General features: G+C 63.1%; 17 protein-coding genes. 4 read left to right on the top strand and 13 right to left on the bottom strand.

Annotated elements, in window-relative coordinates:
* The first annotated feature begins 63 nt into the window (after window positions 1-63).
* Window positions 64-1,827, top strand: a complete 1,764-nt coding sequence (locus TU82_RS25545; protein WP_057725997.1) for a bifunctional diguanylate cyclase/phosphodiesterase — start codon at window positions 64-66, stop codon at window positions 1,825-1,827.
* On the opposite strand, the gene TU82_RS25540 is transcribed toward TU82_RS25545, so the two are convergent.
* The 4 genes from TU82_RS25540 to bamJ form a co-directional block, all read right to left on the bottom strand.
* On the bottom strand, window positions 1,824-2,195 hold the full coding sequence (locus tag TU82_RS25540) for a hypothetical protein (RefSeq protein WP_057725996.1): 372 nt from the start codon (window positions 2,193-2,195) through the stop codon (window positions 1,824-1,826). The genes TU82_RS25545 and TU82_RS25540 overlap by 4 nt on opposite strands.
* On the bottom strand, window positions 2,192-2,530 hold the full coding sequence (locus TU82_RS25535; RefSeq protein WP_057725995.1) for a helix-turn-helix domain-containing protein: 339 nt from the start codon (window positions 2,528-2,530) through the stop codon (window positions 2,192-2,194). Before TU82_RS25535 ends, TU82_RS25540 begins: the two co-directional genes overlap by 4 nt.
* A gap of 107 nt (window positions 2,531-2,637) precedes the next feature.
* Window positions 2,638-3,093, bottom strand: coding sequence for a YkvA family protein (locus TU82_RS25530; RefSeq protein WP_057725994.1), 456 nt, complete (start codon window positions 3,091-3,093; stop codon window positions 2,638-2,640).
* A gap of 794 nt (window positions 3,094-3,887) precedes the next feature.
* Window positions 3,888-4,628 (bottom strand): BamJ family beta-barrel-assembly machinery protein, encoded by a 741-nt coding sequence (gene bamJ, locus TU82_RS25525; RefSeq protein WP_057725993.1) that lies wholly within the window; start codon window positions 4,626-4,628, stop codon window positions 3,888-3,890.
* Window positions 4,629-4,874: 246 nt separating this feature from the next.
* On the opposite strand from bamJ, the gene TU82_RS25520 reads away from it, so the two are divergent.
* Window positions 4,875-6,683, top strand: a complete 1,809-nt coding sequence (locus tag TU82_RS25520; protein ID WP_057725992.1) for a di-heme-cytochrome C peroxidase — start codon at window positions 4,875-4,877, stop codon at window positions 6,681-6,683.
* Window positions 6,680-7,846: a catalase family protein gene (locus TU82_RS25515; RefSeq protein ID WP_057725991.1), complete on the top strand. Its 1,167-nt coding sequence runs from the start codon at window positions 6,680-6,682 to the stop codon at window positions 7,844-7,846. The genes TU82_RS25520 and TU82_RS25515 overlap by 4 nt, the downstream gene beginning before the upstream one ends.
* A gap of 2 nt (window positions 7,847-7,848) precedes the next feature.
* Here TU82_RS25515 and TU82_RS25510 read toward each other — a convergent pair whose 3' ends face one another.
* From TU82_RS25510 to gabT, 3 genes are read right to left on the bottom strand one after another with little or no spacing between them, the layout of a single operon-like run.
* Window positions 7,849-8,337 carry an Lrp/AsnC family transcriptional regulator gene (locus TU82_RS25510; protein ID WP_010449292.1) on the bottom strand — a complete coding sequence of 163 codons (489 nt, stop codon included), beginning with the start codon at window positions 8,335-8,337 and terminating at the stop codon, window positions 7,849-7,851.
* Window positions 8,338-8,381: 44 nt separating this feature from the next.
* Window positions 8,382-9,026 (bottom strand): HAD family hydrolase, encoded by a 645-nt coding sequence (locus TU82_RS25505; RefSeq protein ID WP_057725990.1) that lies wholly within the window; start codon window positions 9,024-9,026, stop codon window positions 8,382-8,384.
* A 48-nt stretch (window positions 9,027-9,074) separates the two neighbouring features.
* Window positions 9,075-10,367, bottom strand: coding sequence for a 4-aminobutyrate--2-oxoglutarate transaminase (gabT, locus tag TU82_RS25500; protein WP_057725989.1), 1,293 nt, complete (start codon window positions 10,365-10,367; stop codon window positions 9,075-9,077).
* A 194-nt stretch (window positions 10,368-10,561) separates the two neighbouring features.
* Here gabT and TU82_RS25495 point away from each other — a divergent pair, with 194 nt between their 5' ends.
* Complete coding sequence (locus TU82_RS25495) at window positions 10,562-11,488, top strand: 2-hydroxyacid dehydrogenase (protein WP_057725988.1); 927 nt, start codon at window positions 10,562-10,564, stop codon at window positions 11,486-11,488.
* A gap of 138 nt (window positions 11,489-11,626) precedes the next feature.
* On the opposite strand, the gene TU82_RS25490 is transcribed toward TU82_RS25495, so the two are convergent.
* The 6 genes from TU82_RS25490 to TU82_RS25465 all read right to left on the bottom strand — a co-directional run bounded on the left by TU82_RS25490 (window position 11,627) and on the right by TU82_RS25465 (window position 19,138).
* Complete coding sequence (locus TU82_RS25490; protein WP_057725987.1) at window positions 11,627-12,712, bottom strand: tartrate dehydrogenase; 1,086 nt, start codon at window positions 12,710-12,712, stop codon at window positions 11,627-11,629.
* Window positions 12,713-12,725: 13 nt separating this feature from the next.
* Complete coding sequence (locus TU82_RS25485) at window positions 12,726-14,186, bottom strand: NAD-dependent succinate-semialdehyde dehydrogenase (RefSeq protein WP_057725986.1); 1,461 nt, start codon at window positions 14,184-14,186, stop codon at window positions 12,726-12,728.
* Window positions 14,187-14,303: 117 nt separating this feature from the next.
* On the bottom strand, window positions 14,304-15,461 hold the full coding sequence (gene argE, locus TU82_RS25480; protein ID WP_057725985.1) for an acetylornithine deacetylase: 1,158 nt from the start codon (window positions 15,459-15,461) through the stop codon (window positions 14,304-14,306).
* Window positions 15,458-17,308 carry an ABC transporter ATP-binding protein gene (locus TU82_RS25475; RefSeq protein ID WP_057725984.1) on the bottom strand — a complete coding sequence of 617 codons (1,851 nt, stop codon included), beginning with the start codon at window positions 17,306-17,308 and terminating at the stop codon, window positions 15,458-15,460. Before TU82_RS25475 ends, argE begins: the two co-directional genes overlap by 4 nt.
* Before the next feature lies 1 nt (window position 17,309).
* Window positions 17,310-18,185: an ABC transporter permease gene (locus TU82_RS25470; protein WP_057725983.1), complete on the bottom strand. Its 876-nt coding sequence runs from the start codon at window positions 18,183-18,185 to the stop codon at window positions 17,310-17,312.
* The gene (locus tag TU82_RS25465; RefSeq protein WP_057725982.1) at window positions 18,182-19,138 is read right to left on the bottom strand and encodes an ABC transporter permease; all 957 of its coding nucleotides are present in this window, start codon (window positions 19,136-19,138) and stop codon (window positions 18,182-18,184) included. The genes TU82_RS25470 and TU82_RS25465 overlap by 4 nt, the downstream gene beginning before the upstream one ends.
* Window positions 19,139-19,143 lie beyond the last annotated feature (5 nt).

The following is a 19,143-nucleotide window of genomic DNA, read 5'->3' as shown; positions in this document are numbered from 1 at the left end:
TGTCGTGAAATAAAGGACCGCAGGTTTCAAGCCTGCGGTCCTTTTTTTTCGATCGAGATCGCCATGACCATGACCGAACAGCTGGATGCATTGGGCTCTATCCTGGCTCAAGGCAGTTTGCACAGCCTGTTCCAACCGATCATTTGCCTGTCTGAACGGCGGGTTCTCGGCTACGAGGCCCTCAGTCGCGGCCCGTCCAACAGCCCGCTGCACTCCCCCGTCGCCCTGTTCTCCATTGCCAGCCATGCCGGGCGCCTGAGCGAACTGGAAATGGCCTGCCGTGAGAGCGCATGCCGGCGCTTCAGCGAGCAGAAGCTGCCAGGCAAGCTGTTTCTCAATATCTCGCCGGAATCGCTGGTGGAGACGGCGCACCAACCGGGGCGCACCCTGCAACTGCTGCGCGAGTTCGGCATTCCTCCCAGCCAGGTGGTGATCGAACTCACCGAGCAGACGCCTACCGATGATTTCAAGCTGCTGCAGACCGCGTTGCATCATTACCGTGACATGGGCTTTGCCATTGCCCTGGACGACCTGGGCGCCGGTTACTCCAGCCTGCGGTTGTGGTCGGAGCTGCGTCCGGATTACGTGAAGATCGACCGGCATTTTATCGACGGCATCCACCAGGACGCGCTCAAACGCGAATTTGTCGGTTCGATCATGCAGATCGCCAAGGCCTCCCGCGCCCAAGTGATCGCCGAAGGCATTGAACTGCCCGAAGAATTGGCGGTGTTGACGGAAATGGGCGTCGATCTGGTCCAGGGCTACCTGCTTTGCCGCCCCCAGGAACAGCCACCGCAGGAAGCACGCTTGATGCTGCCCAAGCCGGATAACGCCAATGTCGCCCTGAATGAAGAAAGCAGTGACCTCAGCGCCCTGCTTATTGAACAGCCCGCGGTGGATCAAGACACTGCAACCGCCCAAGTGCTCGAATTATTCCGTCGCCAGGCCAACCTGAACTCACTGGCGGTGCTCGATGGCCGCGGCCATCCGGTGGGCATCGTGCATCGACACTCATTGTCGGACGCGCTGCTCAAGCCCTTCGCCACCGACCTGTTCGCACGCAAGCCCATCAGCCGCCTGATGAGCGATGACTTTCTGGCCGTGGAGTTGAGCCAGTCCCTGCAACAGGTCAGCCGCTTGCTCACCAGCCGCGCGCGGCAACGCATCGAAGAAGATTTCATCATTAGCTTGAATGGCGACTATCTGGGCCTGGGCCGGGTCATCGATGTGCTCAAGCTGATCACCGAACTGAAAATCCAGCAGGCGCGCTACGCCAACCCGCTCACCCTGTTACCGGGCAATGTGCCGATCCAGCAATGCCTGACGCGCCTGCTGCAGCAACAGCGTGAATCGGTGATCTGCTACGTGGATATCGACAGCTTCAAGCCCTTCAACGATATCTACGGTTATGGGCGTGGGGATGAAGTGCTGTTGTGCCTGGCGCAGTGCCTGAACGACCGGGTCGATCCCAGCCGCGACTTTGTCGGGCATATCGGCGGCGATGACTTTCTGCTGGTGCTGGGTCCACAGGACTGGCGCAAAAGGCTCAACCAACTGCTGGACGATTTTCACACCCAATGCCGACGCTTCTACCGCGCCGAGCACCTCGACGCCGGCTGCTTCATCGCACTCAACCGCCAGGGCGTGCGCCAGGAGTTCGCCTTGCTTTCACTGTCGATCGGCGTGGTGCATTTGTATCCGCAGGCCTGTGCACAACTGGATGCCAGCCAGTTGGCGGAGCTGGCGTCGCAGGCCAAGCACCAGGCCAAGGACATTGCCGGCTACAGCATCCATGTGATCGACAGCCTGGATCTGTTGTCGGCTTAAGCTTCGGCGGATTCGGGATACTCGTACTCGAACACGCGCACCACCTCCGAAGCGTGCCAGGAAGCGGCGGCCACGCCGTCGGAAGGCCCGCTGAAACGCCCCAGGCGCTCCACGCATTCAAAGAACCCCGTGCGCGGCAGGCGGCTGGCGCCCTGGCTGATCACCAGGGAACTGCGCAGCGGCTGCTCGGCCTTGGCGTCCAGCGCCGCCAGGTGCTCCAGGGCGGCGGCCAGGGTCTGCATCGCCGGCGTCGGGAATTGCAGGCGCTCGAGCAGCGCACGGTAGGTCAGCAGATGGCGCTGGCGGCGCGCCTGGTTCAGCTCGTTGAGTAACCCATCCCAATGTTGACGGCTGATACGTAGGCTCACGATTCTTCCCTCCAACCTGCAACGCCCAATTCCCAGGCCAGGCTGCGACGAATGGCGGCATCCGGCTGGCGTTCTCCACGTTCAATCAAACCAAGGTACGAGGGGCTGATACCCACCGTGCGCGCGAGGGTCTCGATCGCCAGGCCCTTGGCTTCACGCAGGCCGCACAGGGCTGCGAGCGGGTGCAGGTCCTGCTCGGGGGCAATCGGTGCGACAGGGGAAGAAGCCAATGTGGGTTGCTGCTGACCGGCGGCTTTGAGCAGCGCCTGGTACTGGTCCCATGGCAACACCGCATATTCGGGTTCGCCATTGCGTGAAATGATCTGGATATCCATGACTGCCCCGTAGGATAAAAACACTTACTAAGTAAGTTATTTCCTTACTTCCTCCCTGGAAGTGTAATCCTAACAGCCACGAAGGTCGCCGGGGATAGCCAACAACATTAGTTTTTTTGCGGGTTTTCCTGGGCGAGCAGCTCGGGCGTGGCCGGCAGGCGCTCAACCACCGCCAGCTTTTCCGGGCGTTGCGCATCGCGCCAGTTGCGAAACGCGCTGAGCTCACCACTCAGAGTCTTCATGACCCAGGCCAGCACAGCGATGTCGTCGAACATGCCGAACATGGGAATAAAATCCGGAATCGCGTCAATCGGACTGAGGAAGTACATCAGCCCCGCCACCACCGAAATCAACGCCTTGGGACTGATTGCCCGATACTCGCCGCGCCAGTAGGCCAGGCACAGCGCCTGGAGCAGCTTGAGATCATCCTTGAGCTGGCCCAACCGATTGCCCTGGTTCGAGCTTTTGGCCGCGACGGCAAACAACAGAGTTGGCAGACGGCCACGCCCAAGCAAGCGTGCGGCCATGGGCAGGAAACGGGTGAAATTGAAAGGTGGTTTCATGTGTCACTCCAGTTCCATACGACAGAAAGGTTATCCACACAAATTGTGGATAACCTTGTGAACAGAGCCTTTTTTCATGGCTGAAAGCCGCGGACTACAAGGCTTGCAGTCAGATCGGGCGTTTTTTGCGCACATCAGAAAATCCCAATAATTCATTGACTTGGCAGGTCTGTGCGGCTACCCGTGCTCGAGTCTTATATCAGACTGTGTCAGGTTGGGGACGTTCGTTTGGATTTGCGCAGGCTTCAACGTGACAGCTGGAGTACCTGTAATGGCCTACCTGCGTATCGCCCACCGTAACCACGATGCGAAGCGAGCCGCTCTTGATATTGATCTTGATCTGCTTTTGATCTTAGGCGCCCCGTTAAACCACGCTGGCCGAACGCAGGCTTGAATTCGTGGGTAACCCGGCAGGACGCCGGGTTAGCCGCCCCGCGCCATGGATGGCGCGTGGCGGCGGCCCACGGATTCAAGCCTGCGTTCGGGCACACCGAGCCTGGGCGAGGTGCCGAGTGGTGGGGCAAGAGCGTTTTGCTTACTTTTGACTGGGCCGGCATTCCGGCTTTTCAAAAGTGAGCCGCTGTAAAAGCGGAACCATTAGCAGCCATGACCGCAGAAACGGATATGTACTCGGTCCAATCCAGCATCCTGGTCGGCCCAGAGGCCGCCATCGGGGGCAAGCCCCCTCCCACATTTTGATCTCAGGGAGTCAGGTAGATAGTCGCATCGTTTGAGCAGGCCCGAAAACAACAACGCCCCGTCGAAACGGGGCGTGTCGTTATTCGCAGCGCCGATTACTTCTTGGCGGCAGGTGCAGCAGGTGCCTCAGCGGCTTCAGCCTTGGCTGGGTCCTTGATCGCCAGCAGCTCCAAATCGAATACCAGCACGGAGTTGGCTGGAATCGTCGGGCTCGGGCTCTGGGCGCCGTAGGCCAGGTCGGACGGAATGTACAACTCGACCTTCTCGCCAACATGCATCAGTTGCAGGCCTTCGACCCAACCCGGGATCACACCGCTGACCGGCAGGTCAATCGGGCTGCCACGGTCCACGGAGCTGTCAAAGGTAGTGCCGTTGGTGAGCTTGCCGGTGTAGTGAACAGTCACTACGTCGGTAGGCTTGGGCTGTGCGCCGTCGGCCTTCTTCACGATCTTGTACTGCAGACCGGAAGCGGTGGTGACCACGCCGTCTTTCTTGGCGTTGTCTTCGAGGAATTTCTTGCCGGCCGCCGCCGACTCTTCGCTCATTTTGGTCATGCGTTCTTCAGCGCGCTTTTGCAGTGCGGCGAACGCTTCAACCAGTTCGTCGTCTTTGAGCTTCTGCTCTTTCTTGCCGACAGCATCTTCAATGCCTTGGGCTACCGCTTTGGAGTCCAGGTCATCCATGCCTTCTTGAGCAAGGCTTTTGCCCATGTTCAGGCCGATGCCGTAGGAAGCTTTCTGCGCCGGGGTTTTCAGCTCTACGCTGGTCTGCGAATCACAACCCGCAAGTACCAGGCTAACCAGGGCCACCGCCGCCGCCAACCGATGCTGTTTCATGCTATTTCCTTGTTCATGCGCCAAAAGGGCATTCGAATAAAGTCGCGAGCTTATCAGGCGGCCACGACCAATGGCTACCGGCATGTGAGCAGGAAACGTCTGATAAGTTCACGTGTTTAAAAGCAATTTCATTCATGATGCAGGCCCACGACGGATCGTGGGAGCTGTCATTCCAGGCTCATGGCCACTTGCCGCCCCCCTGGCGTAGTGGCATAACAACGCGACCCCTCGACAAGGATAGTTAACTTGCGCATTTTTACCCGTGTCTTACTCCTGATCCTCCTGGCGCTGGGCCTGATACTGGCCGTGGTGCTCTATTACACGGTCAACCCCAGGCTGCCGGACTACGTGCCCGTGGAGCAGGTGCACTATCAGGATCAATGGAGTGCCGCCGACCGCCAGACCTATTACTTCACGCCCCAGGGCACCCAGGTCAAAGGCCTGCACTACGACTGGTTCACCGCGCTGGAGCTGCCCTTTTCCGAGCGCCGTTTTGCCACGCCGGAGTACCTGGCCCGTTTCGGCTTCCTGGTGGACCCCAGGCAGGCGCCCAGCGCGCAGAACCCCGGCAACCTGCCCGTGGGTTTTGCCCGGCATAAAAACGCCGGTAGCAACGTTGAATACCTGGATATCACCTGCGCCGCCTGTCACACCGGCGAGCTGCACTTCAAAGGACAGGCCCTGCGTATCGACGGCGGCTCCGCCCAGCATGTACTGCCCTCGAGCGTGCCGACCCTGCGCGGCGGCAGCTTCGGCCAGGCCCTGGTCGCCAGCCTTGCGGCAACGTATTACAACCCGTGGAAATTCGAGCGCTTCGCCCGCCAGGTCCTGGGTGAGCGCTACGACGCCGAGCACAGCCAACTGCGCCAGGACTTCAAACAGTCGCTGAACCGCTTCCTCAAGGTCGCCTGGAACGATACCCACCGTGGCCTCTACCCCACCCAGGAAGGGCCGGGGCGCACCGACGCCTTCGGCCGCATCGCCAACGCCAGTTTTGGCGATGCCATTTCCCCGGAAAACTATCGCATCGCCAATGCACCGGTGGACTACCCGCAACTGTGGGATATCTGGACCTTCGACTGGGTGCAATGGAACGGTTCGGCCCAGCAACCGATGGCGCGCAATATCGGTGAAGCCCTCGGCGTCGGCGCGACGCTGGATTTCTTCGACAGCGCCGGCCAGCCCCTGCAGGGCGATGCGCGCTACCCCTCCAGCGTACGGGTACGCGACTTGAACCTGATCGAAGAAACCCTGCAGCGTCTCAAGCCGCCGACCTGGCCCGAAGACCTGTTCGGCGCCATCGACAAGCCCCTTGCCGCCCAGGGTCGCACATTGTTCGCCGAGAACTGCGCCGGCTGTCACGTGCCCACCGTCACGCAAGAAGGCGGCCGGCCGGTGCAGCAATTGAAAATGCTGCCGGTGGACTACATCGGCACCGACCCCGGCACCGCCAACAACATTGCCGACCAGCGCTACGACCTCAGCGCGCTGCAATGGGACCCGGCGGAGCTGGCCAGTCTCAATGTCCAACTGCACCCCACGCCGACCGAGCCACTGGACCTGAAAAAGATGTCCGTGGCCAAAGGCCTGGCCTACGTCACCGCGTTCGTCGAGGACCACGCCTACCGCGCCGCCGGCGTGACCGCGGCCGAGCGCCCGCGCCTGGACGGTTACGGCCTGCCCATCGGCGTGCGCGAGTTGCGCGCCTACAAAGCGCGGCCACTGGCGGGCGTGTGGGCAACGCCGCCGTTCCTGCACAACGGTTCGGTGCCGACGATCTACCAGTTGCTCTCGCCCCAGGACGAGCGCAGCACCACCTTTTATAAAGGCACCTTCAACTATGATCCGCGCCATCTCGGCTTTGAGACCGACGCGTTCAAGAATGCCTTTGTGTTCGATACCACAATCACCGGCAACCACAACAGCGGCCACGAATTCCGTGCCGGCCAGCGTGGCAACGGCGTCATCGGCCGTGGCTTGCTGCCGCAGGAACGCTGGGCGCTGCTGGAATACCTCAAAGTGCTGGGCGGCCCGCTGGAGCAACAACTGCCATGATGATTCGATCCCCCTACGACCGACCTTCCCTGCTCGCTCGCCTCTGGCTGCGTATCGGCCGGTTTCTCGGCAAAACCCTGCTGTGGCTGGTGGGTCTCGGCCTGCTCGGCTGGCTATGCGCCAGCGCCTGGTACGCCTGGCAACACAGCGGCCCGGTGTCGCCGGATGAGCAGATTCCGCCCGGTGAAGCCGCCATGACCCAGGGCATCATCCAGACCGCCGTGCGCATCGTCGACCAGCACCGCGAGGGCACGCGCTACCTGCGCGATGCTCACGCCAAGGCCCACGGTTGTGTGAAAGCCGAAGTCAATGTGCTGGCCGATCTCGACCCGGCACTGCGTCAGGGCGTGTTCGCCACGCCGGGTAAAACCTGGCAGGCGATGATGCGGCTGTCCAACGGCAACGCCTACCCGCAATTCGATAGCATCCGCGATGCCCGCGGCATGGCCATCAAGCTGTTGGACGTGCCCGGCACACAGCTGATGGCCGATCAACAAGGGCGCACCGAGCAGGACTTCGTGATGTTCAGCCACCCGAACTTCTTTGTCAGCGACGTGGCCGAATATGCGCAGAACATCGGTGCCCAGGCGGATGGCAAGAAAGTGCTGGCGTTCTTCCCCAAGGCCGACCCACGCACCTGGCAGATACGCCACCTGTTCATCGCCCTGGCCACCCTCGCCCCCGCCCCGGCCAGCCCGACGCAGACCACCTACTTCTCGGTGTCGCCTTACAAGTTCGGCGCGGCCAACGCCAAGTTCCGCGTCGCGCCCGACCCGCAGAGCTGTCCGGAATACCAGTTGCCCAAACAGAACCAGGACCTGCCGAACTTCCTGCGCAGCGCCCTGAACCAGCAGCTCTCCACCGACCGCGTGCCGGCTTGCTTCGTGTTGCAGATCCAGCGACAGAACCCGCAGGCATTCATGCCCATCGAAGACACCAGTATCGAATGGAAGGAAAGCGACGCGCCTTATGAAACCGTGGCCAAGGTGCGGGTCCCGGCGCAGGATTTCGACACCCCTGCGCTGAATCTGGCCTGCGACAATCAGTCATTCAACCCCTGGTTCGGCGTGGAAGCGCACCGCCCTATCGGTGGTATCAACCGCCTGCGCAAGGCGGTGTACGAAGCGGTCAGCGACTACCGCCACAGCCGCAACGCGCCCTAGGTTCAGTGCCGCAGCAGTTTACGCAGCGGCACGCCATCCTTGAGCACCGGCGACTTGATCACGATGTAGCTGAAGTACTTGGAGATACCGATGTTCTTGTCCAGCAGGCTTTCCACCACTTCCTGGTAATGCTGGATGCTGCGGGTCATGAAGCGCACCAGGTAATCGTAGCCACCGCTGATCAAATGGCATTCGAGCACTTCGTCCACCAGGCGGATATTGGATTCGAACTTGGCGAAGTCTTCGCGCTTGTGGTCGCTGAGGGTGATCTCGGTGAACACCGTGACCGAGTCGGTGATCTTGGCCAGGTTCAAGTGCGCCTTGTAGCTGGAGATATACCCCGCCGACTCCAGTCGCTTGACCCGTTGCAGGCAGGGGCTGGCCGACAGGCCCACGGCATCGGCGAGGCTGACGTTGGTCATGCGGCCGTCTTTTTGCAGTTCGACCAGAATGCTGATGTCGATCCGGTCCAGCTTCACTTGACCTTCCATTGCGTACCTCTTGACTGCCGTTTGTAAGCAATCTTCTAGCAAAATCAGCGCCGTAAAGACAGCTGATGCTGCGCCACCAGATCGGCCATGCTGTTGATGCAATACTGCGCCGCGCAGGGCGACGGCTGCCGGGGCCGGTGGCGGCCGATCAGGCAGCGGTCCAGCGTGCCCTGCGCGCCGACCGATGGCCCGGTCACATGCAGCACAGGTTGCACCTCTTGCGCCGGTTCATTGAGCCATTGCAGGTCATCGGCCAGGGAAATGAAATCTTCCGGTGCGATGCCCAGCCGTTCGCACAACACACCGCGATCCTCTGCATCCCGGTCGCCACGCACCAGCAACCGGTAGAACTTGCGCAGATACAGCATGGCCCCCGGCGCATCCTCGAACAGTGACCAATTGCCCGCGGACCGGGCAAAGCTCATGCCCTCTTCCCAACTGGCGTGCACGCCCCAGCGTTCGGCGAGCTGGCGATGGGCGAAACACAGTACGCCACTGAAGCCCAGCTCCGCGAAGCGCGGGTACAAGGCTGCGACCACCGCACTGTATTCGGCCAGTACCTGCTCCCTGGGCGGCTGCCCGCCACGGTTGTCGAGCAGCGGTTGCAAGGCGGCCCACACACCCGAGTCGCGGTCCACCAGCACTTCGTCGCAGTCGATCAGCAACGCTCGATAATCTGTCAGTCCCATGTGCGATCCAGCCTCCAATGATGCAGTTCACCCTGAACAGGCACAGGCTCAGTTCAAGACCCGTGCCAAGGCACCGTCGAGGATTTCCAGGGCTTCGTCGATCTGCGCCTCGGTGGTCACCAACGGCGCGAGAAAGCGCAGTACATTGCGGTGCACGCCGCATTTGATCACCAGCAAACCACCGGCGCGGGCCTCATCGATGACCCGCTGGTTGAGCTCGGCATCCGGCGTGCGGGCCGGGTCATCCTTGATCAGTTCAATGGCCAGCATAAAGCCGGTGCCGCGTACGTCGCCGATACGCCGGTAGCGCGCCTGCAGACCGAGCAGGCCGTGGCGCAGGCGCTCTCCCAAGACTTGGCTGCGGGCCAGCAAGTGCTCATCCTCGAAGGCATCAATCACCGCCAGCGCCGCCGCGCACGCCAGGGCGTTGCCGCCATAGGTGCCACCCAGGCCGCCGGGCAGTGGTGCATCCATGATATGCGCCTTGCCCACCACGCCGGACAGCGGCAAGCCACCCGCCAGGCTCTTGGCCACGGTGACCAGGTCCGGCTGGATGCCGGCGTGCTGGAAGCCGAACCAGGTGCCGGTGCGGCCGAAGCCGGTCTGGATTTCATCCAGGATCAACACAATGCCGTGCTTGTCGGCCAATGCGCGCAGCGCCTGCAAGAACTGCGGCGGCGCGGTGAGAAAACCACCATCGCCCTGCACCGGCTCAATGATGATCGCCGCTACCCGCTCCGGCGCCACCTGGGTGGCGAGCAACTCATCCAGGGCCGCGAGAGCCAGCTCGCTGGTCATGCCGCGATAGGCGTTCGGGTAAGGTGTGTGGAACACCTCGGGCGCAAACGGCCCGAAGTTCTGTTTGTAGGGTTGGCTCATGCCGGTGAGCGTGGTGCCCAGCAGCGTGCGGCCGTGAAAGCCGCCCCGGAAGGCAATCACTGCCGAGCGATTGGTGTGAGCGCGGGCGATCTTCACCGCATTCTCCACGGCCTCGGCGCCGGAGGTGAAAAACGCCGCTTTATAGGCGTCCTGCCCGCCGATCATTTCACACAGGCGCTGGGCCAGGTCGAGATAAGGCTGGTAAGCCACCACCTGAAAGCAGGCATGGGAAACTTTCTGCAACTGCGCCTGCACCGCCGCGACCACCCTGGGATGGTTGTGACCGATGTTCAACACGCCGATACCGCCGACAAAATCCAGGTAGCGCTTGCCATCCACGTCCCACACTTGGGCGCCCTGGGCGCGATCGATCACCAGGGGGTGCGCGGTGACCAGGCCACGGGGCACGAATTGCTCGCGCTGACGGAGCAAATGAGGGGTTTCGTCGACTTTGCTGTTCATGGCATTTCCCATCGTGAGTGCGGCAACCGGAAAGTGGTTGCGATGCTGTCCAGCGTACGGCGTGCGGGCAACCAACTACGCCGAACTTGGCGCCTGAGAAATGCGGATCCACTGTTTTGCCCGCGCCTTTCAACAGATCCTGCGCCGGGCTTTGGGCGATCATGGGTCTCTCTTCCACCCAGCAGGAAATGCCCATGGCCTTGCTCTATAAAAGTGACCCGGTGCGCGGCCAGCACTGGCAAGCGCTGTTCGCCGAACACGCGCCGGATATCGAATGGCGCGCCTGGCCCGACATCGGCGACCCCGCCGACATCGACTACCTGGCCGCCTGGCAGGCGCCGGATGACGTGCAGCGCTTGCTGCCCAACCTGAAAGTGCTGTTTGCGCTGTCGGCCGGGGTCGATCAACTGGACCTGTCGCGCCTGCCCCCCGAACTGCCGGTGGTGCGCCTGCTCGACCCCGGCATCACCCGTGGCATGTGCGAATACGCCAGCTGGGCCGTGCTCAGCCTGCACCGCGACATGCTGCGCTATCGCCAGCAACAGACCGCGCGCTGCTGGCAGGCGCACCTGTTGCAGCCGGCGCTGAGTCGACGGGTGGGGGTCATGGGGCTGGGTGCGCAGGCCCGGCAGATTCTGGCAACCCTGGCACCGCTGGGGTTTGCCTTGTCGGGCTGGGCGCGCAGTGCCCACCAGGTGGCGGGCGTGGACTGCTACGCGGGCGCGGCGCAACTGCCGGCGTTTCTCAGCCAGTGCAATATTTTGCTGTGTGTGCTGCCGTTGACCGAACAGACCCAGGGCATTCTCAACCAGCGCCTGTTTGACCAACTGCCCCGTGGCGCGGCCTTGATCAACATGGGCCGAGGTGGGCACCTGGTGGAAGCGGATTTGCTGGACGCGCTCGGCAGCGGGCAATTGAGTGGCGCCGTGCTGGATGTGCTGCAGCAAGAACCGGCGCCGCAAGCGCATCCCTTCTGGGATCACCCGCAGATTGTACTGACGCCGCATATTGCAGCGATGACCCAACCGGCGAGTGCATTTGGCGTGCTGCTGGAGAATATTCGGCGCTTTGAGCGCGGTGAGCCGATGGAGGGTGAAATCGACCGCCATAAAGGCTACTGAAGCCTGAAGATACAAATGTGGGAGGGGCGGTGCGACGATTCGACTTGCCCCCGATGGCGGAGGGTCAGCCACAGAGGATGTGACTGATACACCGCCATCGGGGGCAAGCCCCCTCCCACATTTTTGACCGTGCCCGCCTCAGGAGTGCAGCCATTCGGCAATCGCCAGCCCCACCTCCCGGGTCGAGCCTCGTCCACCTAAATCCGGCGTAATCGGCCCCTGCGCAATCACCGCCTCGATCGCCTTCAGAATCCCATCATGGGCCGCCCGATAGCGCGCATCGCCGTTGCCGAGGAAATCGAGCATCAAGGCCCCCGACCAGATCATCGCAATCGGATTGGCGATGTTCTGCCCATAAATATCCGGCGCAGAACCATGGACCGGCTCGAACAACGACGGAAACCGGCGCTCGGGGTCGAGGTTGGCCGACGGGGCAATGCCGATGGTTCCCGCACAGGCCGGCCCGAGGTCGGAAAGGATGTCGCCGAACAGGTTCGACGCCACCACCACATCGAAACGGTCCGGTTGCAGCACAAAGCGCGCGCAGAGAATGTCGATATGCTGCTTGTCCCAGCGCACCTCGGGATAGTGTGTCGCCATCAGCGCGGTGCGTTCATCCCAATAGGGCATGCTGATGGCAATGCCGTTGGACTTGGTCGCCGCCGTGAGCGTCTTGCGTGGGCGGGCCTGGGCCAGGTCGAAGGCGAACTTGAGGATGCGGTCGACACCGCGCCGGGTGAACACCGATTCCTGCAGCACGAACTCATGCTCGGTGCCTTCGAACATTTTGCCGCCCACCGAGGAGTATTCGCCCTCGGTGTTTTCACGGATCACCACGAAATCGATGTCTCCAGGCGTACGCCCGGCCAGCGGGCAGGGCACGCCGGGGAACAGCCGCACCGGACGGAGGTTCACGTACTGGTCGAAGTCACGACGGAACTTGAGCAGCGAGCCCCACAGGGAAATGTGATCCGGGACCTTGTCCGGCCAGCCCACTGCACCGAAGTAGATGGCGTCATAGCCCTTGAGCTGTTCGAACCAGTCGTCCGGCATCATTTGCCCGTGCGCCAGGTAGTAATCGCAGTGGGCCCAGTCGAGCACATCGATGCTCAGGTTCAGGTCCCAGACTTTCGCAGCCTGCTCCAACACCCGCAGCCCTTCGGGTAACACTTCCTTGCCGATCCCGTCGCCGGCAATCGCGGCGATTCTGAATGCCTTGCTCATGGTGCCTGCCCCGCTAGTTCAACCCGCCAATGTGGAAAGCCTTGACCTCAAGGTACTCATCCAGGCCGTACTTGCTGCCCTCACGCCCCAGGCCCGACTGCTTGATGCCGCCAAAGGGTGCAACTTCCATGGAGATAATCCCGGTGTTGAGCCCGACCATGCCGAACTCCAGGGCTTCGCCGAAGCGCCACGATCGCTGCAGGTCCTGGGTGAAATAGTAGGCGCCCAGCCCGTACGGCGTGGCATTGGCCAGGGCCAGCGCCTCGGCTTCATCGCCAAAGCGCATCAGCGGCGCTACGGGGCCGAAGGTCTCTTCATTGGCCAGCAGCATGCCGGCATGGCAGTCGCCGAGCACCGTAGGCTGCACGAACTGGCTGTCACCGCTAGGCACCGCGCCGCACAGCAACGTCGCGCCGTGGCCCAGGGCATCCTCGATATGCCGCGCGACTTTGTGCACCGCAGCGACGTTGATCAACGGCCCGATACTGACGCCCTCCTCCAGGCCGTTGCCCACCTTGAGCCTGGCCACCTCTTGCACCAGACGTGCCGCGAACCGCTCGTAGATGCCCGCCTGCACCAGAATGCGATTGGCGCAGACGCAGGTTTGCCCGGCATTGCGAAATTTGCTGAGCATCACCCCGGCCACGGCCTGCTCCAGGTCGGCGTCATCGAACACCACGAACGGCGCGTTGCCGCCCAGCTCCAGGCTCAGGCGCTTGATGTGGTCGGCACTCTGGCGCATCAACAGACGGCCGACCGCCGTGGAGCCGGTAAAGGAAATCTTGCGCACTGCCGGGTTACCGGTCAGTTCCTCGCCGATACCAGCGGGCAGCCCGGTGATCACATTGAACACACCGGCGGGAATCCCCACGCGCTCGGCCAGCACGGCCAGGGCCAGGGCCGACAACGGCGTGAGGTCCGAGGGTTTGACAATGATCGGGCACCCGGCGGCCAGTGCCGGTGCGCACTTGCGGGTGATCATCGCGTTGGGGAAATTCCACGGGGTGATGGCGGCGCACACCCCCACCGGCTGCTTGAGGGTCAGCAGGCGGCGGTCGCCGCTGGGTGCCGGCATGGTTTCGCCGTAGACCCGCCGCGCTTCTTCGGCAAACCATTTGACGAACCCGGCGCCGTAGCGCACCTCGCCCTTGGCTTCATTGAGGGGCTTGCCCTGTTCGAACGTCATGATCAGCGCGAGGTCATCAAGGTTGTCGAGCATCGCCTGATACCAACGCTCCAGCAACGCGGCGCGTTCGGCGGCCGGGCGCGCGCGCCAGGCGGGCCAGGCGCGTTCGGCGGCGACGATGGCACGGCGCGTGTCCAGCGCCGCCATGGCCGGCACCCGGGCCAGCAACCGGCCGCTGGCGGGGTCAAGGATGTCCAGTGTGGCGCCGCTGTCGGCGGCGACCCACCGGCCATCCACATAGGCGAGTTCAGCCAGCAGGCTGGGGTCTTGCAAGCGAGTAGTGAGCATGGTCGAGTCCTGATCCGAGACACGCTCCAGTCTAGAGAGGTGCCTCGCAGGAGGATGCCGAAAGCACGGTTCCAGCAGCGTGCCATGCTGAATTTCAGGCCCGGACGGCAGGCTCTGCTACACCTTCAATGAACCCAGCAGCCCGTGCAGAAACTGCGCGCCGGCGTCCATCTGGCTGATCTCGATAAACTCATCCGGCTTGTGCGCCTGCTCGATGGAGCCCGGCCCGCATACCACCACCGGCACGTCCAGGCGCTGCTTGAACAGACCGCCTTCGGTGCCGAACGAAACCTTGGCGGTGCCGGTGTCCGGCGCGGCGAATTGCTTGAGGAAGTGCACCGCCTCGACGCTCGGGTGCGTGTCCAGGCCGGGGTAGACGTTGAGGGTTTCGATCTCGATGGCCGCCACGCTGGAGAGTTTTTGTGCCTCACGCACGATCACTTCGGCACGCTCGCGCATCTGCTCCAGGAACCGGTCCAGATCGTCAGCGGGCAGGTTGCGCACTTCGAAATCCAGGGTGCACAGATTCGGCACGATATTGAGCGCCTTGCCGCCGACAATCTGCCCCACATGCACGGTGCTGTAGGGCACGTCGTAGTCGGTGTCCTGGGCACCGTGGCGTTGCAGATGCTGCTGGTGCTCACGCAGGGCGGCGATAAAATCGCAGGCCACATGGATGGCATTGACCGAACGCGGTGCCAGTGAAGAATGCGCCTCCAGGCCACGACAGTAGGTGCGATACGAGCCCTTGCCCTTGTGCCCGAGCACAAATTGCATGTTGGTCGGCTCACCAATCACACACAGAAACGGTCGCACCGGCGCCAGGTGCAGCACATCGAGCAGGCGCCGCACGCCGACGCAACCGATCTCCTCATCATGGGACAAGGCCAACTGCAACGGGCGACTCAAGGTGTGGCCGGCGGCGTCGAGCATGGCGTCGATGGCCAGGGCGATAAAACCCTTCATGTCGCAACTGCCACGCCCGTAGATGCGCCCGTCCTGCACGGTGGCGGCGAATGCGGGAAAGCTCCACGCCTGCCCCGCCGCCGGTACCACGTCGGTATGCCCGGACAGCAGCACGCCGGGCTGGTCCCTGGGACCGGTGCTGGCGAACAGGTTGGCCTTTTTGCCACTGTGATCCTTGACGATCAGCGACTCGATACCGTGGCTCCGCAGCAGGTCACGCACGTACTCGATCAAGGCCATGTTCGACTCGGAGGACACCGTGTCGAACGCCATCAGTTTTTTCAGGATATCCAGTACGCGGGGGCTCATGAGGCCTGGCTCCGTGGCTCGGCAGGAAAGACGGACACGCCCTGTTGGCTGTTGCGCAACCGGGCGCTGTCGTGATGGCAGAGAATTTCGCCGCCATCGTCGAGGCGGCGGCGCGGCGGCGCAGTGCGGTTGCACAGGCCGTCCACGCGCACCGGGCAGCGATTGAGAAAGGTGCACAGTTGCGGCACGTTGGCCCGCGCGCCGAGCGGCGGCAGCTCGCCGCCACCGGCGCCGCAGGTCTCCAGCCAGCCCTGGCGCAGTTCGGGCACCGAATGGATCAACACGTCGGTGTACGGGTGGAACGGCGGCTCGGCAAACGACTGGCGACTGCCGGCCTGCACCTTGTGGCCGCTGTACATCACCACAATGTCATCGCACAGCGCGCGCACGGTGGAGATGTCATGGCTGATAAACAGGTAGGACACGCCCAACTGCCGGCGCAAATCACGCAGCAGTTCGAGGATCGCCGCGCCCACCACGGTGTCGAGGGCCGAGGTGACTTCATCGCACAGAATCAGGTCGGGTTTGGCCGCCAGCGCCCGCGCCAGGTTGACCCGTTGCTTCTGCCCGCCGGACAGCTCGTTGGGACGTCGCTCGGCAAGGTCGCGTGGCAAGCGCACCAGGTCGAGCAATTCGCCGATACGGGCCTCCAATGCACGGCCTTTGAGGCCGAAATACATCTTCAAGGGACGCCCGAGAATGGTCGCCACACTGTGCATCGGATTGAGCGCGGTATCGGCGTTCTGGAACACCATCTGGATGCGCCGAAATTGTTCCGGGGTACGCGCAGACAGACTGCCGCCCAACGGTTGCCCGTCAAAGGTCAAGCCGCCCAGCGCCGGCGACAGCAGGCCGGCGACCACCCGCGCCAGGGTCGACTTGCCCGAGCCGGACTCGCCGATCACCCCGATGGCCTGGCCGCGGCGCACGGTGAGGTCGATATCTTCCAGCACGCGGATCGCCGGCATGCCCTGCACGTTCCTGTTGCCGTAACCGGCGGTGAGGCCGCTGATGCTCAGCAACGGCGTGTCTTCGGCAATACCGCTGGGCGGGCGAATGGTCGTATCCGGCCGCGCGGCGGCCAGCAGGCTGCGCGTGTACTCATGGGCCGGGGCCTTGAGCAGCGGCGCGGTGGCGTTCTGTTCGAGGATCTGGCCGCCATTGAGCACCACGATCTGGTCGGCCATCTGCGCCACCACCGCCAGGTCGTGGGACACGTACACTGCCGTGGCGCCGCGCTCGCGCACCACGCGTTTGAACGCGCGCAGCACGTCGATCTGGGTGGTCACGTCCAACGCGGTGGTCGGCTCGTCAAGCACCACCAGCAATGGATCACTGATCAGCGCCATGGCCGCCATCACCCGTTGCAGTTGCCCGCCGGAGACCTGGTGCGGGTAGCGCTGGCCGATGCGTTCCGGGTCCGGCAGCGCGAGGTCGCGAAACAGTCCCAGGGCCTTGGCTCGCAGCTCGGCCCGACTGCCGAGGCCATGGATCAGCGCGCCTTCCACCACTTGGTCGAGGAGTCTCTTGGCTGGATTGAACGCGGCGGCGGCGCTTTGCGCGATATAAGACACGCGATTGCCACGCAAGCCCTGCAGTTGCTGTTCGCTCAAGGCCAGCATGTCGTGCTCACCGACGCGCACCACCCCGCCGGCCAGGCGACAGCCGCGCCGCGCATAGCCCAGCAGCGCCAGGGCGATGGTGGTCTTGCCCGAGCCGGACTCACCGATCAACGCCAGCACTTCTCCTTTGGCCAGGGCAAAGCTCACACCCTTGACGATCTCGACCTCGCCGCGCTCGCCACAGGCGACCACGCGCAGGTCCTGGACGCGAATCAATTCGGTCATTTCAATGGCCTCCCGTGCGGCGGCTGCGTCTGGACGACAGGTAGTCGATCAGCAGATTCACACCGATGGTCAGCGTGCCGATGGCCAGCGCCGGAATGATGATCGCCAGCGCGCCCTGGTTAAGGCCGCCGATGTTTTCCCGCACCAGCGAGCCCAGGTCCGCGTCCGGCGGTTGCACGCCGAGGCCGAGAAAGCTCATGCCGCTGAGCAACAGCACGATGTAGCCGAAACGCAGGCCCAGGTCGGTCAACACCGGGTTGAGCATGTTCGGCAAGATCTCCATGCACGCCACGTACAGGCGGCGCTCGCCCCGGGTACGCGCGACCTGCACATATTCCAGGGCCTCGATATTGACCGCCATGCTGCGCGCGACACGAAACGAGCCGGGGATATAACTGATCACGGCCGTGCAGATCAGCAGCGTCACCGATGAGCCGAATGCCGAAACCATGATCAGCGCGAGCATTTTGCTCGGGATGGAAATGAAGGCGTCCATGATGCGGCTGATGATTTCGTCCAGCCACTTGGGCGCGACCACCGACAACAACGCACAGCCGGTACCCAGCGAGCTGGCCAGGAGGGCCGCCACCAGTGCCAGCCCGACGGTGAACCGTGCGCCGACCAATACCCGGCTGAGCATGTCGCGGCCCAGGTAATCGGTGCCGAAAGGGTGCGCGAGGCTGAAACCTTCGAAGATGTTGTCCGATACCACTTCACCCACCGGGTGGGGCGCCAGCCATGGACCGAACAGCGCCACCAGCAACCAGGCGACGCACACCGCGCCCCCCAGCAGCCCCAGCCAGGACGGGCCACTGGACACCTTGGCGAGCGCCAGGGCGGAAGACACCGGCTTGGACTTCGCAATGAGGTTGTTCATTGGTTTCGCAGCCTCGGGTTGGAAAGGATTGCACACAGGTCGGCCAGCAGCACCAGGCTCAGGTAGGCGGCGCAGAACAACATGGTGCAGGCTTGCACCAACGCCATGTCACGGTTGGTCACCGCATCGACCATCAGGCTGGCGATGCCGGGATAGTTGAAGATGGTTTCGACGATCACCACCCCACCCAACAGGTACGACAGGCTCAGGGCAATGGCGTTGGCAATCGGCCCGATGGCATTGGGCAAGGCATGGCGCAGCACGATACGGATCGGGCTGACGCCCTTCAGACGCGCCATTTCCACGTAGGGGCTGTCGAGCTGGTCGATCACCGCGGCGCGGGTCATGCGTGCCATTTGCGCGACGATCACGCAACACAGGGTCATCACCGGCAAGGCGTAGGTGCGCATGAATTGCAGGGGTGAGGTGATATCACTGGCATAGGACAGCGCCGACAGCCACCCCAGGTTGACCGCAAAAATCAGCACCGCCAGGGTCGCCACCAGAAACTCCGGTACCGCGACCATCGCCAGGGTGACAAAGCTCAGGCAACTGTCGATGCGCCCGCCCCGGCCCATTGCCGAGCCGATGCCGAGCACCAGCGCCACCGGCACCGAGACCAGCGCCGTGGCGCCCGCCAGCATCAAGGTGTTGGGCACCCGGCCTGCCATCAGTTCACCCACCGGCATGGCATTGGACACCGACACGCCCATGTCACCGCTGAGCAGGCTCATCAACCAGTGCAGGTAACGCAACACACCGGGCTGGTCCAGCCCCAGTTTCAGGCGCAGGGCCGCCACCTGTTCGGGGGTGGCGAACTGGCCGAGGGCTTGTTGCGCCGCGTCCCCCGGCAGTACCGCCGTGATCGCGAACACGACCATGGACACGATCAACAAGGTCACGATCCCTGCGCCAAAGCGCCGGCCGATCAACCACAGTGTCTTGCTATTCATCGCAC

The organism is Pseudomonas orientalis (assembly GCF_001439815.1).
In the GTDB taxonomy this organism is placed as follows: Bacteria; Pseudomonadota; Gammaproteobacteria; order Pseudomonadales; family Pseudomonadaceae; genus Aquipseudomonas; species Aquipseudomonas orientalis.
The sequence above is the reverse complement of the archived record's forward strand: the minus strand, read 5'-3'. Positions and strand labels throughout refer to the sequence as shown.

What these genes read in the sequence shown, in the direction of transcription:
- bamJ (WP_057725993.1), bottom strand. Translation starts at nt 4,628, where the DNA reads ATGAAACAGCATCGGTTGGCGGCGGCGGTGGCCCTGGTTAGCCTGGTA.
- TU82_RS25490 (WP_057725987.1), bottom strand. Translation starts at nt 12,712, where the DNA reads ATGAGCAAGGCATTCAGAATCGCCGCGATTGCCGGCGACGGGATCGGC.
- TU82_RS25485 (WP_057725986.1), bottom strand. Translation starts at nt 14,186, where the DNA reads ATGCTCACTACTCGCTTGCAAGACCCCAGCCTGCTGGCTGAACTCGCC.
- argE (WP_057725985.1), bottom strand. Translation starts at nt 15,461, where the DNA reads ATGAGCCCCCGCGTACTGGATATCCTGAAAAAACTGATGGCGTTCGAC.
- TU82_RS25475 (WP_057725984.1), bottom strand. Translation starts at nt 17,308, where the DNA reads ATGACCGAATTGATTCGCGTCCAGGACCTGCGCGTGGTCGCCTGTGGC.
- TU82_RS25510 (WP_010449292.1), bottom strand. Translation starts at nt 8,337, where the DNA reads ATGGAAGGTCAAGTGAAGCTGGACCGGATCGACATCAGCATTCTGGTC.
- TU82_RS25465 (WP_057725982.1), bottom strand. Translation starts at nt 19,138, where the DNA reads ATGAATAGCAAGACACTGTGGTTGATCGGCCGGCGCTTTGGCGCAGGG.
- TU82_RS25545 (WP_057725997.1), top strand. Translation starts at nt 64, where the DNA reads ATGACCATGACCGAACAGCTGGATGCATTGGGCTCTATCCTGGCTCAA.
- TU82_RS25505 (WP_057725990.1), bottom strand. Translation starts at nt 9,026, where the DNA reads ATGGGACTGACAGATTATCGAGCGTTGCTGATCGACTGCGACGAAGTG.
- TU82_RS25470 (WP_057725983.1), bottom strand. Translation starts at nt 18,185, where the DNA reads ATGAACAACCTCATTGCGAAGTCCAAGCCGGTGTCTTCCGCCCTGGCG.
- TU82_RS25515 (WP_057725991.1), top strand. Translation starts at nt 6,680, where the DNA reads ATGATGATTCGATCCCCCTACGACCGACCTTCCCTGCTCGCTCGCCTC.
- TU82_RS25495 (WP_057725988.1), top strand. Translation starts at nt 10,562, where the DNA reads ATGGCCTTGCTCTATAAAAGTGACCCGGTGCGCGGCCAGCACTGGCAA.
- TU82_RS25535 (WP_057725995.1), bottom strand. Translation starts at nt 2,530, where the DNA reads ATGGATATCCAGATCATTTCACGCAATGGCGAACCCGAATATGCGGTG.
- gabT (WP_057725989.1), bottom strand. Translation starts at nt 10,367, where the DNA reads ATGAACAGCAAAGTCGACGAAACCCCTCATTTGCTCCGTCAGCGCGAG.
- TU82_RS25530 (WP_057725994.1), bottom strand. Translation starts at nt 3,093, where the DNA reads ATGAAACCACCTTTCAATTTCACCCGTTTCCTGCCCATGGCCGCACGC.